The organism is Cytophaga aurantiaca DSM 3654 (genome assembly GCF_000379725.1).
In the GTDB taxonomy this organism is placed as follows: domain Bacteria; phylum Bacteroidota; class Bacteroidia; order Cytophagales; family Cytophagaceae; genus Cytophaga; species Cytophaga aurantiaca.
In genome coordinates, this window is the sequence record NZ_KB903645.1 from 1 (window position 1) to 16,884 (window position 16,884).

A 16,884-nucleotide genomic window follows, 5' to 3' on the forward strand; every position below is an offset into this window, starting at 1 on the left:
AAATTTCTATTTGATGCCTGTTCAAATAAGCCGGCAAAGGACTAAATCCACGGATAGGTCTAACCTAGTTGCGCCATAGTTCACCTTTGCCGGTGGTTATTTTAATTAATTTATTTAGAATTCTTTAGAATAAAAATATACCCAAACAGAATCGTATCACTGCAGAAGGACGGTTGATACCGTCTTTCGCTTTGATAAATATGAATTCTTATTTCTTGGAATTTTACTACGGCGTAAATCTAAAGGTTGTGCCTTTTCGGCCAACCACCACCTGCTCTATATAATCAAATAGATAATTTTCTAAAAAGAAATTAAATTGATAGATTGAATCATGATACATGTAGTTCATCTGATGTTAGATGATGCAATTTCAATGATTGATAGATTTAAAATAACAAACAGATATACACATGGAATTAGGAATAGGAATGTTTGGAGATAATCACTACGATCAGCAGGGAAGGCCTATGGATTCCGGGGAGCGCTTAAGAGAGCTGATCGAGGAAATAAAACTGATGGACGAAGTTGGTCTTGACTTCTTCGGGATCGGCGAGCATCATCGTCCGGATTATGCCGTGTCGGTTCCTGAAATTGTATTGGCTGCAGCGGCAACAGTAACAAAGAAAATAAAATTAGGCAGTGCAGTTACGGTATTGAGTTCTTCCGATCCGGTACGCATTTATCAAAGCTTTGCAACGATCGATCAGTTGAGCAGCGGTCGTGCAGAGATCACAGCAGGGCGCGGAAGTTTTATCGAATCGTTTCCGGTGTATGGATATGATCTAAAAAATTACAATGAATTGTTTGAAGAGAAGCTGGATCTGCTGGTGAAAATAAACAATGAGAATCCCATAACCTGGAAAGGTAAGCTGCGTGCCTCACTTGATAATCAGGAAGTACTGCCTCGAGCTGTGAATGACAAGCTTAAGATTTGGGTGGCAGTAGGCGGCACACCTGAATCGGTAGTGCGTGCCGGCAAGTTAGGCTTGCCAGTGATCTTTGCAATTATTGGCGGTAACCCTGCACAGTTTCAACCCTTGTTTAATTATTATCAGGAAGTATATAAGCAATACAAACATGTTCCGGAAGCATTTGAAGTTGGGGTACACATGCACTGCTTCTTTGGTGAAGACAGCAAGAAAACAGCAGATGAATATTATCCGGTCTATTCAGATCAGCTGAACCGCATCGGTCGTTCACGGGGTTGGCAGCAGTACAGCCGCGGACAATACGATTACGGTCGCGGTACAAACGGACATTTAATCATTGGTGATGCGAACGAAGCAATCGATAAAATTTTAGAGATGCGCGAACTGTTTGGACTTACTCGTTTCTCTGCACACATGGATGTCGGCGGACCGTCTCATGCGTCACTTATGAAATCGATCGAGATCTTTGGAACGAAGATCGCACCTAAGGTGAGAGAAGCACTATAGAATAGTCCGTAATGACTCCAGAGGAGTCAAATGTTTATAGAAAACAGTCTCCGAAAACCTACGACCCCATCGGGGTCGAAGAGCTGTAATGAACGAATACTTAGGTTGGCGGCTAGGGTGGCGCACAGACCACTAAATGATAAAGAGGTGAAAATTAAAAAAGGTTCGGTTTATATAAACCGAACCTTTTTTAATAATGAGAATAGATTTCATTACTGACCTATAGTAGAATTTTTAGGCGCTGTAGATTTATTCTGTTGATTTTGAATAGATGGAGCGGTATTGCTCGGGACCTTCGCTGTATCACTTGGAGCAATTGGCGTAGTCATACTGTTATTATTTATTGAATTGTTTGGAGTACCTGTATTCGGTGTTCCCGGGTTGAGTGTACCATTGGTGTTGGGTGTAATGGTAGATGGATTGGTATTTGGATCCGTCGGCGTTCCTGTCCCTGCTCCGGGAGTGGTTTGTGCATATGCTCCTGCTATACCTGCAGATAAAATGAATGTAAGAAATACTTTTTTCATAATTGTAAAGATGTTAGCTGTTTGAAATAATACTAATTGACAAGCAAATTTCCTGAGATTATTTCGGTGTTGAATTACAAGAAATTTCTTTTATGTTACATCATTATATACGGAATGCTATCACAGTGGCCTGTGCGCACAGATCGTCACTGGCGCCAGTCTTAGCGTAGCGGTGACTGGTGCCTATCATTCGGCAGTCTTTGACTGCATTTCTTTGACTGCATTTCCTTTGCCTTAGTAGGTGTTTAAGGAGGCAGAATCTGAAATAGAAAATAAAAAATATCCCGAGCGTCACCGACCAATTGAGTTCATTCGTCAGACCACTTTTTTGTGGTCCGACGAATTGTATGAATTAATATCGATATTGAAATAAATAAAATGATTAACTTAACAAAGTGATTAGTCACGGTAAAACATTAAATCTCAGACTCAAAATACATGAAAATAAAATTTTTGTTTATACTATTTACTTTAACGCTGCTCGTTGGGTTCATAAATAAGCATCCCCTTATTTATTCGGATCGATCTTCATACAATGGATTGAAAATTGATTCATCTACATTGAAAGATGTAGAAAAGATCTATGGGTTCGATTACGAAGTCAATACATGGACAACTACTGTAGTTGTTGGTACTAAAGAAGGAGAATCTATACCCATTAACAAAATCAACTATCCACAACAAGGCATAAGTTTTATTATTTTAGCCGAAGACATAAATAAGGCAAACCTTCATACGATACTTTTTACATATCCATTTAAAGCAGGTACTGACAAAGGAATTACAATAGGAAAAAGCACCTTTGCAGATGTTACAAAGCTTTACGGCGAAGGTTACTGGAGTGCAGGTAATAATCTGGATAGTAAAAAACTCTCTCTATCATATGGTACCATTACATTTCGCACGGACAAATTCTTTTCAGAAGAAGAATTTAAAAACATGAATAAAGATATCTTTTCGAAATTAATTGTAACGGAGATTGCGCTGGAGAGTATGAATTATTAATATTGAATTTATTTAAATATCTTAGAAGCATGTATAAATTATTATTCATTTTTACACTTTGTACTTTTGTTGCCTGCAATACAGCAAGCGAAGATCAACAAGAAACTTATCAGACCCGCTCTGAAGATACAAGTTCGGCTGCTGCTGAATTGTTGATTGAAGATACTACCATGCTGGAGTTTCGTAACAAACTTTTTATTCAGAAGTATCCTGCATCATGGAAAGTAGATGCATCAGTCGGCGGCGCTACCATTTTTCATGCCGCTAAAGGAGATAATCCTGCAGATGTGGTTTCTTTGAATACCATGATTTTGATAAAGCCGAAAAAACAAACCTTATCAGACTTCGCCGACGAAGTTGTAAACGTTAAGTTTAAAACAAGCGTAGCAAAACAGGCTATTTCGCAGCAAATATCTGAACAACCTTTTGAAATTATTAAGAGTATGAAAATAGTCAGCGAACAACAGGATGTTGCAGTGTTTTATTTTATTGAAATAGATAAAACACACATCGTAACGGAAATGTTTTCCGGAAAGCTTGCATCAATATCAAAGCAAAAGAAAGATATTGATAGAATCTATCAATCCGTTGCAAAGCCAAATTGAACGCGGAAAATATTTTGACTTACGCACAACAGGCCAATGCTGCATTAAATGTTGTTGATGCCCTCATCTTAAACAAAATCACCCACAGATCTTAGTGGCATTAAACCAACTGAATGAACAACTTACTTTACTCCATACTGATAATTATTTTTTGTACAATAGGATATTGTTTTTCATGGAAATATTATTTGAAGGGTAACTTTACAATTGCAGTAATACTACTAATGGTTTGTGGACTTGCTCTCCGTATCTACACTTCCACTGACTTTTTTCTGCATACTTGGGATGAATGCTATCATGCTCTTGTTGCGAAAAATTTGATTCAACATCCGCTGACGCCAACACTATATGACAATCCAATTATGCCGTATTATTACAGGAATTGGCCATCCAATCATATTTGGCTTCATAAACAACCATTACCACTTTGGACAATGGCTTCAAGTATGTGGCTTTTTGGAGTAAATGAAATTGCATTGCGACTTCCTTCAATCATTTTAACAACAATCGGAATAGGGCTTTCATTTATTGTAGGAAGTTACTGGTTTAATAAAAAAAACGGTTATTTGACAGCTTTCTTCTTTTCCATCAATGGACTAATTATAGAAATGGCTGCTGGTAGAGCCGCAACAGATCATATTGATATTTTCTTTTTATTTTTCATTGAGTTAGCAATTGTTTTCAGTATCCTCTTTGTGCAGAAGCAGAAAACGATTTTTAATATTCTTGTAGGAGTTAGTATTGGTGCTGCGATTTTATGCAAGTGGTTGCCGGCATTAATTGTTGTTCCAATTTGGATTTTAATTGTATGGGACTCAGGGAAATTAAAAACTAAAGAAATTATCTTGCAGTTATTTCTTTTATTGATCACCTGTGTGTTGGTTTTTCTTCCCTGGCAAATTTACATTTACAAAGCATTTCCTGTTGAAGCCGATTGGGAATCGAGCTGCAATTTTAGACACTTCACGGAAGTTTTTGAAGAACAGACCGGACCTTATCATTATTTCATCGACAAACTCCGTATGAACTATGGAGAATTGATTTATCTGCCATTGATGTGGTTTGTATTTAAATTATTTAAAAACGTTAACGACAAGAAGCGATTAGCAATTGCTATTTGGGTGTTTGTTCCCATTCTGTTTTTTTCAATCGCAAAAACGAAAATGCAGGCATATATTCTTTTTATTTCACCTGCTTTATTCATGATTACTTCTGAATTTTTCTTTATGCTCAATGAGTACAAAAAAGATCATAACTTGAAATGGGTTTTTAATGTGCTTTTATTTTTACTTATTGCTTTTCCGATTCGCTACATGATTGAAAGAGTAAAACCATTTGATCAAAGCAACAGAAATCCTGCTTGGGTAAGTGACTTGCGAAACCTCAACGAAAGAAAAATCGAAAAAGGTATATTATTCAATTATGACAAACCAATAGAAGCCATGTTTTATACGAACTTAACAGCTTATAAAACCATTCCGGAAAAATATATACTCATCGGCTTAGCGATTGAAGGATATACAGTAATAATTAATGATGATGGAAAATTGCCTGACGATATAAAAAAGATTACAGGTGTTAGGATTGAAAAGATTAATTGTCGTTAACTCTAGTGAATGAGATTCGTTGGATTAAGATATTTGTTGGATTGTTGAAACGCAATCCAAACTTTTCAATCAATCCAACAAATCCCAATTCAGACAATATTAAGAATATGAAAATAGAAATCACATACAAATACAAAAATAAAACTTCGGTTGAATCAGTTGATTTAACTGCTGAACAATATTTCGATCCGATTGATGAAGACGAGAATTATGAAGATGACAGCATTCCTAGGTATGATCAAACCGTAGACTATATTATAGAAGTTGATTCTACGATAACGGAAGAAGATTTAGAGTATTCAATCCTGGAAATACAAGACTCTATTGAATCTGACAAATCCATAAAGACTACCTATTTTGGTAATGAATCTCAATTGCTTTATAGGATAGATTATGATGGATTTGAACTGATCATTCAATCCATTAGAGTTGCGGAAAACTGCATTGTTGTTACAAGAATGGAACGGCCTGATACGAAAAGTGAATGGATAAATATTAGCTATTCAACTATTTTGAATTACAAGAAAGAACATTCAGGTGAAGAAACATTATATTCAGCAAAGGCTGGTGAATACATAAGAAAGAATATTTTAGAGGATTGAAATAGTCGGCAATCTCTAGTTATACGAATAATTGTTTTGCATAGCCAACGGTTTCAATCATGGGAATACTGACTTTTTCTGGAGCGTGTTTTGTTTACTTTAAATAATATTTTAATGAAAACCTTAATTCTATTTTTATTACTATCGCATTGCTTGTTTTCATTGGGACAACAAACTTCCTTGGAAAGATCTGGCTATAGAGGAAATGTAAAGCAGATCATTACCATTAAAGACTCGGTGTTGGTGAGCAAATTAACGTATGATGTTCAAGGTAATTTAATTGAAGAGATAGATTTTAGTGATAGTACAATTACAAAATATATAAATACCTACCAGGGAAAAAACCTTGTTACAAAAGAAAGCGAACGTATTACAGATGGTAGATCCTATTTTTCAAAAATTACTTATACGAATCAGGGTAAAGAAATTGTTGAGTATTATGGTGATACAAGTCAGTCTCACGTAGAGATTTTGCGATATGATCTACATTCAAATATGATCGAAAAAAGTATCTACGAAAATGGGGTAAGACGTAGACGGATTGAAAACACATACAATGATAAGAATAGATTAATTAAACTGGTCATTACGCAGAAGGATTCTACATTGTCACAAGTAACTACTTTTAAGTATAATGATGCGGGGTATTTAATCGAATCTCATACCCAAACAAATAGTAGTCAGACCGGATTTATTAGCCGATCTGATTACTACTATGAAACTGTTATTGAAAAGGATAGAGTACAACTTTATTTTAATGATTCTTTAGGTAATAATATTACACAGAAGAAGATGGAGAGCATTCGTTCCGGAGATATGTATGGGGCAATTCAACAAACTCTAAAAAAGTTAGAGTCTGTTCATGCCAATCGATTTGATAAGAAGGGACGGCCTGTGTTTTATTTTTACACTGAGTCGGAAAAAAGTAGTGGTAATTATAGAATCGAGTTGAACTATAATAAGGAAGGGATGATTGATGAGATCACTGTTAATAAGAATTCATATGACGAGACATATTTTCAATATTGTAAAGAAAATAAATTGAAGATACTATACGAAAAGAAAAAGATGGTTGGGGCAATAAGTTATTTTAATGGAGTAAAAACCGAAGAGGAAACGTATATTAACTCATATAATAGTAAAAAACAATTGGATACTCTTAGTATTATTAAGGGTAAACGTCAATATGGTTATTCTTTTAAGTACTGGAAAAACGGAGAGTTAAAAGAGTTGAAAAGTTATCATAAAGGTGAAGTTGGACCTAATACAATTAAACAGTATAATTCTGACGGCCTTTTAGAATACGATTTTAATCAATCGTATGTTACCATTTACAAGTATGATTCCAGAGGGAATTGTATTTACATGAAAAGAACAAGTGTTCATTATCCGGAAAATGTTTACGAGGAGATAACACAAATTGAGTATTATTAATAAAAATATTTGATAGCCATTCTTTAATAATTTATTAGTATGTTCTCTACGAAGAGGTGCTCCCTTCTCCTTTTAGGAGAAGGGTTGGGGATGAGGTTTTATGATAAACTTATATAGAATAAACTTTAAATAGATTTTCGCCGTGGTTCGGCCTTTTTGTCCAACCACTCACGAATAAAATTTCATATAAATAATTAAACGTTAAACAGATTTGTAGCATGAGGTTAATAGTATCAATACTAACTATCGGATTGTTGTCGCTCTTTGGATGTGAACAAAAAAGTAATTTAACACCGGTTGAAAATGAGTTACTCAAAAAAATAAATTTCAGTGCAGATCAAATGGTCGAGGTTAAGAATTTAACTAAAAACACATTTAAACAATTGCCTGCAATTGATCAGGAAACCGGCGAAGTTCTCAATGATAAATTTTATGACGGCATATATTCGGAAACAACTGAAGAAGCTGCTGAAGTTTATACCAAACAGCTTAAAGCGAAGTTTAAAGGAACGGGCTATTTAGTATTCACATTTGAAGGAGAGGATAACAAAAAGAATATAGCTGTAATCAAAGGAGTTGACGAGTTGGATATTTTAAGGTACAGAAGAACGGATGGTATAAATTATGATTTAGAAAATAAAGATATTATCAAGAAAGTTGCTGAATGGCAATCAAAATATGGAGTTGTGGTGATCGGTTGTAATAGAGATTGGTTGCATGTAGAGTTCGATACATTACCAACAAATATGGATGAATTTGCAAAAGAAGTATATGAATTTTGTCCTGATTCGGTTGATCAGGGAGTTGGAAGCATTGAAGCACTAAAAGAAGCCATTATACAAATGCATGGCGTATGGTTGTGGTGGGATTAGTCTGAACTATGCCACTACTCAACTCGCTGTTGTGCCTTTTCTGGCCAACAGCCCAGCGCTGTGTGATGTTTAATTGTCTGAATTTGGATTCTTTGGATTATATAGATTAATTGGATTGTCGAAACGCAATCCAATTAATCTATCCTTACAACGCATCAACTCGCTGTTGTGCTTTTTCTGGCCAACAGCCCAGTACTGTGTGATGTTCACTTGTCTGAATTTATATTCTTGAGATTAATAGATTCATTGGATTATTGAAACGCAATCCAAATTTTCCAATCAATCCGAAAAATCCAAATTCAGACAATCCTCGTCTAATAAGTTTTTCTGTATCTTTGATGTGATTTGCTTGAAGGTAAAAATGAAAGAAGAACAAAAAATAGATACGTGTTGGACGGTTTGTGTAGAATGTCAGGGGCGTGGCAAAGTGAGTAAGCGTTCACGCAAGTATGTTCGCCTTCGCCACCAGCAAGCAATGGATGCATTTGAAAAAAATCCAGAGGGCGGAGCGGCACCTGTTCGTCCGAAGAGCAGTCTGCAACCATGCGGAAACTGTGATGCTTCCGGCTTGACACGTTCTTCTAAATTTCCTATAGCAGATACAAACTATCCCTCTATAGCAATCATTGGCGGCGGCATCGGAGGTATGGCCTTGGCTGTAGCCTGTTTGCACCGAGGTATTCCATTTACACTGTATGAGCGCGATCGTAGTTTCGATGCACGCGCACAGGGATACGGACTTACCTTGCAGCAAGCAAGTAGAGCAATGAAGGGATTTGGGATTATGTCCTTAAAAGAAGGTGTGTATTCAACAAATCATGTGGTACATAATACAGCAGGAGATGTGATCAGCGAATGGGGCATGCGCAACCGCATGGACACCGATGAGAAAAAAAATCCAAAACGCACCAATATACACATCGCACGACAGGCCCTGCGCGCATCCTTGCTTGAGCAGCTCGGCGGAAAAGATATGGTGCAATGGGGACATCAGCTGACAGCATATAAAGAACGTGCGGATGGTGGTGTTGAGTTGAACTTTAACGTAAACGGAGAACTGAAAAGCCAGCATGCAGACCTTGTGGTTGGTGCCGATGGTATTCGTAGTGTGGTGCGCAGCTTGCTGATAGGCGAAGAGGTTACGCCGTTGCGCTATTTAGATTGCATCGTAATTTTGGGTATCTGTCCGATGGCAAATCTTGAAGGCGTTGAGAGTGTGTTGCTCGACGGAGAAACAGTGTTTCAAACCGTGAATGGTACGGAGCGCATATACATGATGCCGTACGATGAGCATACTGTCATGTGGCAATTGAGTTTTCCAATGACTGAAAAAGAAGCGCAGGACTTGAGCGCACAGGGGCCACAGGCACTCAAGGACGAAGCATGTCGTAGAACACAGTGGCACAATCCTGTTCCGCAAATAGTAGCGGCAACGCCGGTCGAATACATTTCGGGCTACCCCGTGTACGACCGCGAATTAATTACTCCCGAATTATTAGCGAAGTCCGAACATGTAACATTGATCGGAGATGCGGCGCACCCGATGAGTCCATTCAAAGGACAAGGCGCCAATCAGGCATTGTTGGACGCCCTGGCGCTAGCCAGAGGAATTGTAAGTGCTTGCAGACCCTTATCTAACTGGAGAGCTGCAGGCATTCGCAAATCAGTGCTGAACGACTTCGAATCTGAAATGCTGGAACGCAGTGCGTCAAAAGTAAAAGATTCGGCAGAGGCGGTGCAACTCCTGCATTCTAAAGTCGTGCTTCGTGAAGGCAATGCGCCGAAAGGACGGAGTTTGAAATAGCTCTTCGGGATTTGCAATCCCGAAGCCAGATAAATGGGATTTGTAATCCGCTTGTATACGCACGCCATGGTCGGTGTTTAGCGAGATAGGATATACAGATAAGAAGAATAATCACCCGAACGTCGCCGACCATTTCGCATTCAGCGGAATCATTTAAATCAGCTTAATCAACGGTTCAGACAATTTTCTCTACGCCGTTGTTGGTGTCTCACTGGCGCCAGTCTTAGCGCAGCGGGGACTGGTGCCGATCATTCTCTTCGCCGTTTCTCACTGTTGTTAGATATTGAGCTGAGACTAACGCATGGCCACCAACAAATACGGCAAAACTTTCCTCGCCATGGTCGGTGTTTTCACTCAACCAAAAAATAAGTAAATATTTAGTATTAAGGTCTTGACAAGAGTATAGTAATTTTTTATTTTTACTTGTGGTGCTTCTGTTAACTTTTCCTTGGAGCACATAATATTGATTAAGTTTTCTTAGTGTTCGTAGTTTAAACCTTAACAAACAGTTTTATGAAAAACCTAATATCTTATTTCAAATTTATCGTACTATCAGTTTTCTCTTTAGTTTCTTTTATTATTTCCTTTTATTTCTCCATAATTTTCTTTTTAATTCTTATGATAAATGAGTCTATAAACGGAAAAGTGAATGAAGCTCTGAAAGAAGATTTTATTTATCTTATTCAGAAGATTTCGGATTTACCAGTAATTATTTTTACAAGTGAAGTAAAAAAAGAAATGAATTGGTCTAAATGATTATTCTAGTAGTTTAAAAAGCTCCGGTTATTATCCGGAGCTTTTTAAACTCTAATTAGCCTAACATGACTCTTCCTGAAAAAAGTTTACATATTTTTATATAATCCTGATATAGATTTACAGTTTATATTTAGTCCTAAAATACATTTACTATTTTTTCGCCCACCCTATGCTGTGTGTCTTCGCTATGGTCGGTTTTTAGAGACATTGCATATACATATGACAATGATAAATCACCCGAGCGTCACCGACCATTTGTTAATTGTCTGAACCGCTGATTCACCTGATTTATATGATTACTATGATTGATCTCGTTTATCTTGACTTAAATAGGTCGATAGTTTCGCATTCAGTGCAATCATTTAAATCAGCTTAATCAGCGGTTCAGACATTTTTCACTTAAATCCCAATCCCGCTTGTTTTTTTTACTGAAAGAACTCATATTTAAGCACCAACTGATTTTAAAACGGCAACTTAAAAATTTGAAAAATATGGAACAGAAATTATATCTGGTGCACTTGGGGTATTATGACCCTGAATTGAGCGGTGGAGTTTACGAGTCGCACGTAAATTTATTCTTCATAGGAACAGATTTTGAGGATGTACGTGATAAAGTAAAATCAGACATGTTAGTTCAAAAACACAAAATGCATATTGATGGCATACAACTTATTGAAAAAGTGCATGGACATAAAATAATCATTGATAAAAAGGATGGTGATGAAACAGAAATTCAGAACCATAATTTCAGAGAACTTTCAAAAAATAAATAATTAAAAGTGGAGACCAGCAACCACTGAAAAACGGAGCTATACCGAAAGGCTAGCAAGTAGGGAATTTAAATGGAAACAGTATGAAAAATAAGAGTTTTTTAATTACAATTTTAGCATCAATTGCAGTAATGGCTGTCATGTTTGGTTTTACAAATAAAGCAAAATCGAATGGTGGAATATTAACGATGCGGACTTCTGAAGTTATGAATGGACTTTGGGACAACAGTATAACAATTGTTGATGAAGAGGGCAAAGTAGAAAAAATCGAATTGAAGAAACTTAAAATGGGAGACCTATCACAAAATCTTATTATTATAAATGAAAATTTAAATAAAATTAAATCGAAAGGATATAAATTGATTTTGTCAGCTGAAGGCGGTTCAGAAGGACTTATCATGACAACGTATACTTTTGAAAAAGAATAAGTATTCGCCTTGGTTGGCAACTCACATATCTCGCCGTGGTTCGGCCTTTCTTGTACTGTTGGCGATGACCTCTCTAACCTAACCACGTATCAATTCTCCCGCCCAAAAGCGGGACAGGGTCTGTTGTGCCAACGGCCAACAGCCCAGTAATGTTTGATGCTAGATAAAATGTCTGTATTGAAATTTCATCTCGCCGTGGTTCGGCCTTTTCGGCCAACCACCCTGTACTGTATGATGATACCTTTGTCTAAATTAGGATTCATCAGATTAAGAGATTCATTGGATTATTGAAACGAAATCCAGATTTTCCAATCAATCCGACAAATCCCAATTCAGACAATAAAAAAAATAATTGCACACATTTAAAGAATAAGAAATGAGTTTTTTGAAAAAGTTATTCGGAATAAAAACTGAAAAGTTAGAACCCGTTACAAAGAAATCCGATCCTATAAATATTGAAGAAGAATTCATTAAGACGATCGACATTCTAAGTAAGTTTAAAAGAAAGGCCTACTTGCCTAGAGTAAATGAAAATCCCAATTCTTTTTCAACCCAAAGTAAAATCGGAGGTTTTCCATATTTGAGAAATGAAAATGACTGGCCAATTTGTCCGAATTGCCAAAAGAATATGCAGTTATTTCTTCAACTCAATCTGAATGATTTGCCGGAAAGAAAAGACGAAGGGTTAATTCAGTTGTTTTACTGTACAACAAGTGATCCTGTATGTGAATTTGATTTGGATGCATTTTTTCCATTTTCAAAAGCTGTTAATTGTAGAAAGATTGATATACTTGGAGAGTCACACAAAATAGAACCTGTCATCGACGAGGTTTTCAATGAAAAGATCATTGTAGATTGGATACCCGTAGATGATCATCCGCATTTTGAAGAATATCAACAATTAGGAATTGAGTTGGACTTGCAAGATGGAATCTATGAATTAATGGAAGAAAGAAAAATAGGCTTACCAATTAGTAAAGACAAATTATTTGGTTGGCCCTATTGGGTAAAGTCAGTTGAATATCCATATGATAGGAAGACTGAAACCCAGATGGAATTACTATTTCAATTTGACTCCGAAGATAATCTTCCTTATATGTTTGGTGATGTAGGTGTAGGACATTTAACACAAAGCCCCGACAATAAAGGAGAATTAGGTTTTGGCTGGGCTTGTCATTAAAGAAAAAACAATTACCTGTTGATAAAAACAACTCACCCCGATTTGTTTTTCTTGTAAAAGAATAGATATTTGAAAATCAGCTGACTTTTTGAATGTGTGTAGAAGCACTAAAGTTTTTTCGGTGTTCAAAAAGACTAATAAATTAAACACTTGAGATGAAAAAAACCTTAATCACTCTTTTCTTAAGTCTAACTGCTTGTATGGTTTTTGCTCAAACAACGGCAGACTCTTCTATGCATTTGACTTTTAAAGGTGTACCGCTTGATGGAACGCTGGATCAGTATGTTTCCAAAATGGTACAGAGGGGATTTAAACATATAAGTACGGAAAGCGGTATTGCTATGCTCCAAGGTGATTTCGCTGGTTATAAAGGTTGCTATGTCGGTGTTTCTACATTAAAACAAAAAGACTTAGTTCATAAAATCGTCGTTCTCTTTCCTGAGAAAGATACTTGGTCAACACTTTCAGGAAGTTATTTCGATTTGAAACAGATGTTGACAGAAAAATATGGCGCTCCAACTGTTGTAGTAGAAAAGTTTGACAGAGACTCTCCAACAAAAGATGATGACAGTAAAATGTATGACGTTAAATTCGACCGTTGTAAATATTATGCAATTTGGGAGACAGGTAAAGGGGAAATTCAATTATCAATTGACCATAGTGGCATGTCAAGCTGCTTTGTCAAGTTAATCTACTTAGACAAAATCAATAGTGAAGCAGTAAAAAAACAGGCAATAGACGATTTATAAGAATGTCTAACGAAAAATAGAATATAATATCAACTGTATTACTTTTCACTTTCGTTGTCGATCACCTATCTAACCTAACCACACATCAACTCGATGTTGTGCCAACGGCCAACAGCCCAGAAAGTATGATGTTCATTTGTATGAACTATGCTTCATTTGATTTTTGTGACAAAAAGTGATTAAAGTAAAAAAGGATTGAATCATAAAAATCATATTAATCACAAGAATCATAGTTCAGACGTATTATGAGATTAATTGGATTTTTGAAACGCAATCCCAATTTTCCCATCAATCCGACAAATCAAAATTCAGACAAAAAACACCCAACTCCAATAGGTTTTTCTCATAAAAGAATACATATTTGAAGATTATCTTTTTAACAATACCCCATGAATACAAAACTTTTAATCTCACTTTTAGTATCAATCAGTTTCTTCGCATGCAACAAAAACTCCAACGAAGAACGCACCTTATTTGCTGCTCCCCAGGATACCGTAATTGCAAAGATGCGCGATACACTTCAGGCATTTACCATTGATGCAACAAAAGATACCATCATTAGAGGCAAGTCTGGAATACGCGTTGCAATTGGAGCCAATGTGTTTGTAGATGAAGACGGCAATCCGGTAAGCAATGTAAACATCGAACTGTTAGAAGCTACCGATGTGCAGAGCTTTATTGAAAATGGTTTGACTACAGTTTCCGGAGATTCAATATTAGAATCCGGTGGTATGTTTTACATAAATGCAACGTCCAACGGGAAAGATGTAAAGATTAAAAACAGCGAAGCTATTACATTGTCTGTGCCGGCTGCAAGCATCATAGGAGACATGAGTGTGTTTTATGGAGCCTACAACGACGAAGGCAAGCTGAATTGGGAGATTGTGAAAGGAGAAGAAAATATGCAGCTTGACTTCAATATGCTTGCGCTGCCGCTTAGTAGTTTTGGTTACGAAACCAGAGGGAATGCGATAAAAGATAATGCATTTTTAGGAGGTCCACTTGTTGGTGAAGAGATTATAAAACTTGCTGATCCAAAGTATGAAGGTACATTCATTGCTACGCGCGAGTTTGACCAACGATTGAAAGTACATATACTGGGATCTATTATGGAACCTGACAAAAAAGCGTTTAAAGATGTAATGGACATCTATAAAAAACACATCAATGGAAACTTGTGGGAAGCAGATGAAGAAGTCTTAACATATCTTACGCCGCATTACAATGATTTAATGAAACGGATGGATGATAAAGAACATCTTGATAATGACAAATTTGGTTTCGGTAAATGGGAGATCGCTAAAGGCTTTAAAGACTTTGGAACTGCTTGCTGGAATATTTTAAAATCATCTCCTAAGGCTAGGTGTACAAGGCCTATCGATTTCAATAAATTAGGAATTTCAGAAACGACAACAAAACAGGATCTGGTAGCAAAAGGAATATCACCTGCGCAAGCCGACAGATACCTGTATATGTACAACGAGCAGAAAGCAGAAACAACTACCGCAACCATCAAAGCCTATACCATTTCAGTTTCCAAATTGGGTTGGGTAAACATAGACCGTTTTTTAAATGATCCGAATTGCAAAGAGAGTAACATGAAGGTTGCAGTTACCGGAGTAGATACCAACAAAGTAAAACTGATGCTGATCTTTCCGTTAAGAAACATCTGTGTTGAGTCGGTAAAAAATGTTGGAAACAAATATAGCTTCACAAATAAAAGTGGCGCCTACCGCAAGCTGCCGATAGGAGAGGAAGCGATACTCATCGCACTGTCATCTAAAAATGGCAAACCCTATTACGGATCTACAAAGATCAAAATTGCAGAAACAGGAGAGTTTGCCATAACCGTATCCGAAACTACGATAGAAGAGATGAAAGCATTCTTAGCAATAGCGTTAAAGGAGAATAAACCGAAGTTGTAGTAATCGGAATGTCTGATTAATGAAACGGATAAACTGAATAAATAAATGAAATATACATGCACCTAGGGTAATGCTATCATATTAACTAGTAGTTGCTAGCAACCTTTGACGATGGCTATCCATTAACAAAAGAAGAAACATTGTAAATGAGAAAATTACTTTTAAGAAACGTTGGTGACGGACTAAATCTTATCATCAATAACAAAGATCACCACGACTTAACTATTGATTTTGGGGGTGATGAAAACATTCATTGCTATGGCTACTTTGACGACAGTTTTTTACTATCTCATTTCCACGCTGACCATTACAACGGTATTTTAAATTGTAATCATCATCGCCATTGGGATTTGCAAAATTTTTATTACCCCGCAATGCCAGCTTTTACAGAATCAAAACGATTTTTTATGAGTCTTTTGACAATGAACATTAGAATTTCAAATAATCATCCTATACAAAATACAATTTTTGATTACGTTAAAAGACTTAATAGAAGACCACTAAATTTTAGAGCTGTTTCTAAGGGCGATATTGTAGTTTGTGGCGAACGTAAATATGAAATCTTGTGGCCACCTCAAGAACTTGTAGAAGAAGATGCATTGATTGACATTAGAAACGCAATTAGAGACTTTGAAGAAGCAAGAGAAAGCGACAGGCAACTAAGTAGAATTTACCAAAACATCAGCCGTAGATATGCCGAAGTTGAAAATATAAACAATGCAGAAATAGAAAGCCCAAACGACACTGATCGCTTAACTGAATTTGATGGTGAACTTTCTGAGATTGTTCAAAAAGCTAATAAATCGTTACGAAAAGCAGCAAATAGACTCAGTATTGCTTTTAGGCAAGATGACAATATTCTTTTTTTAGGCGATCTTGAAAGTAGAGAAATAAATTCTGTAGTTGTTGACTTAGTAAACAATCACAATATTGTTTATGATATTCTTATTGCAGCTCACCACGGAACCCACTGGCATAGAAGTTTGAATTCAATAAATGCTAATATTTGTTTAGCTTCTATCGGACAGACACTAAAGGGAAATGTTAAATACGAATACAAAGGAATTTCTAATAAATTAGTGCGAACAGACGAATGGGGAGATATAATAATTACAAAAAGAGACCGTGTAAGATGATTATACTGCAAACGCCGGAACTTTGGCCTCAATCTGCACCAGCTCTTC

At 36.5% G+C, this 16,884-nt stretch carries 15 protein-coding genes; 14 read left to right on the forward strand and 1 reads right to left on the reverse strand.

The window, feature by feature from the left end; genetic code table 11:
- Positions 1–410 precede the first annotated feature (410 nt).
- Positions 411–1,436, forward strand: coding sequence for an LLM class flavin-dependent oxidoreductase (locus A3EE_RS0112785; protein ID WP_018343846.1), 1,026 nt, complete (start codon positions 411–413; stop codon positions 1,434–1,436).
- A gap of 212 nt (positions 1,437–1,648) precedes the next feature.
- Here the strand turns inward: A3EE_RS0112785 and A3EE_RS0112790 are convergent, their stop codons facing one another.
- A complete protein-coding gene (locus tag A3EE_RS0112790) occupies positions 1,649–1,963 on the reverse strand; it encodes a RodZ family helix-turn-helix domain-containing protein (protein WP_018343847.1) in 315 nt (104 codons plus the stop codon).
- A 438-nt stretch (positions 1,964–2,401) separates the two neighbouring features.
- Here A3EE_RS0112790 and A3EE_RS0112795 point away from each other — a divergent pair, with 438 nt between their 5' ends.
- The 13 genes from A3EE_RS0112795 to A3EE_RS0112860 all read left to right on the forward strand — a co-directional run bounded on the left by A3EE_RS0112795 (position 2,402) and on the right by A3EE_RS0112860 (position 16,836).
- A complete protein-coding gene (locus A3EE_RS0112795; RefSeq protein WP_018343848.1) occupies positions 2,402–2,968 on the forward strand; it encodes a hypothetical protein in 567 nt (188 codons plus the stop codon).
- Positions 2,969–2,997: 29 nt separating this feature from the next.
- Positions 2,998–3,573 (forward strand): hypothetical protein, encoded by a 576-nt coding sequence (locus tag A3EE_RS0112800; protein ID WP_018343849.1) that lies wholly within the window; start codon positions 2,998–3,000, stop codon positions 3,571–3,573.
- A gap of 113 nt (positions 3,574–3,686) precedes the next feature.
- Positions 3,687–5,180, forward strand: coding sequence for an ArnT family glycosyltransferase (locus A3EE_RS0112805; protein ID WP_083921270.1), 1,494 nt, complete (start codon positions 3,687–3,689; stop codon positions 5,178–5,180).
- Positions 5,181–5,185: 5 nt separating this feature from the next.
- A complete protein-coding gene (locus A3EE_RS0112810; protein ID WP_018343851.1) occupies positions 5,186–5,782 on the forward strand; it encodes a hypothetical protein in 597 nt (198 codons plus the stop codon).
- Between the two features lie 114 nt (positions 5,783–5,896).
- Entirely contained in the window at positions 5,897–7,216 is a 1,320-nt protein-coding gene (locus A3EE_RS0112815; protein ID WP_157447018.1) for a hypothetical protein, read from the forward strand.
- Between the two features lie 218 nt (positions 7,217–7,434).
- Positions 7,435–8,088 carry a DUF4253 domain-containing protein gene (locus tag A3EE_RS0112820; RefSeq protein WP_018343853.1) on the forward strand — a complete coding sequence of 218 codons (654 nt, stop codon included), beginning with the start codon at positions 7,435–7,437 and terminating at the stop codon, positions 8,086–8,088.
- 361 nt (positions 8,089–8,449) lie between these two features.
- Positions 8,450–9,892, forward strand: a complete 1,443-nt coding sequence (locus tag A3EE_RS0112825) for an FAD-dependent oxidoreductase (protein WP_018343854.1) — start codon at positions 8,450–8,452, stop codon at positions 9,890–9,892.
- A gap of 1,247 nt (positions 9,893–11,139) precedes the next feature.
- Positions 11,140–11,421 carry a hypothetical protein gene (locus tag A3EE_RS0112835; protein WP_018343856.1) on the forward strand — a complete coding sequence of 94 codons (282 nt, stop codon included), beginning with the start codon at positions 11,140–11,142 and terminating at the stop codon, positions 11,419–11,421.
- A gap of 80 nt (positions 11,422–11,501) precedes the next feature.
- Positions 11,502–11,846, forward strand: coding sequence for a hypothetical protein (locus A3EE_RS0112840; protein WP_018343857.1), 345 nt, complete (start codon positions 11,502–11,504; stop codon positions 11,844–11,846).
- Positions 11,847–12,222: 376 nt separating this feature from the next.
- On the forward strand, positions 12,223–13,026 hold the full coding sequence (locus tag A3EE_RS20565) for a DUF1963 domain-containing protein (RefSeq protein WP_018343858.1): 804 nt from the start codon (positions 12,223–12,225) through the stop codon (positions 13,024–13,026).
- 155 nt (positions 13,027–13,181) lie between these two features.
- A complete protein-coding gene (locus A3EE_RS0112850; RefSeq protein WP_018343859.1) occupies positions 13,182–13,775 on the forward strand; it encodes a hypothetical protein in 594 nt (197 codons plus the stop codon).
- Between the two features lie 389 nt (positions 13,776–14,164).
- Positions 14,165–15,700, forward strand: coding sequence for a hypothetical protein (locus A3EE_RS0112855; protein WP_018343860.1), 1,536 nt, complete (start codon positions 14,165–14,167; stop codon positions 15,698–15,700).
- A 146-nt stretch (positions 15,701–15,846) separates the two neighbouring features.
- Positions 15,847–16,836, forward strand: coding sequence for a ComEC/Rec2 family competence protein (locus A3EE_RS0112860; RefSeq protein WP_018343861.1), 990 nt, complete (start codon positions 15,847–15,849; stop codon positions 16,834–16,836).
- The last annotated feature ends 48 nt before the right edge of the window (positions 16,837–16,884 follow it).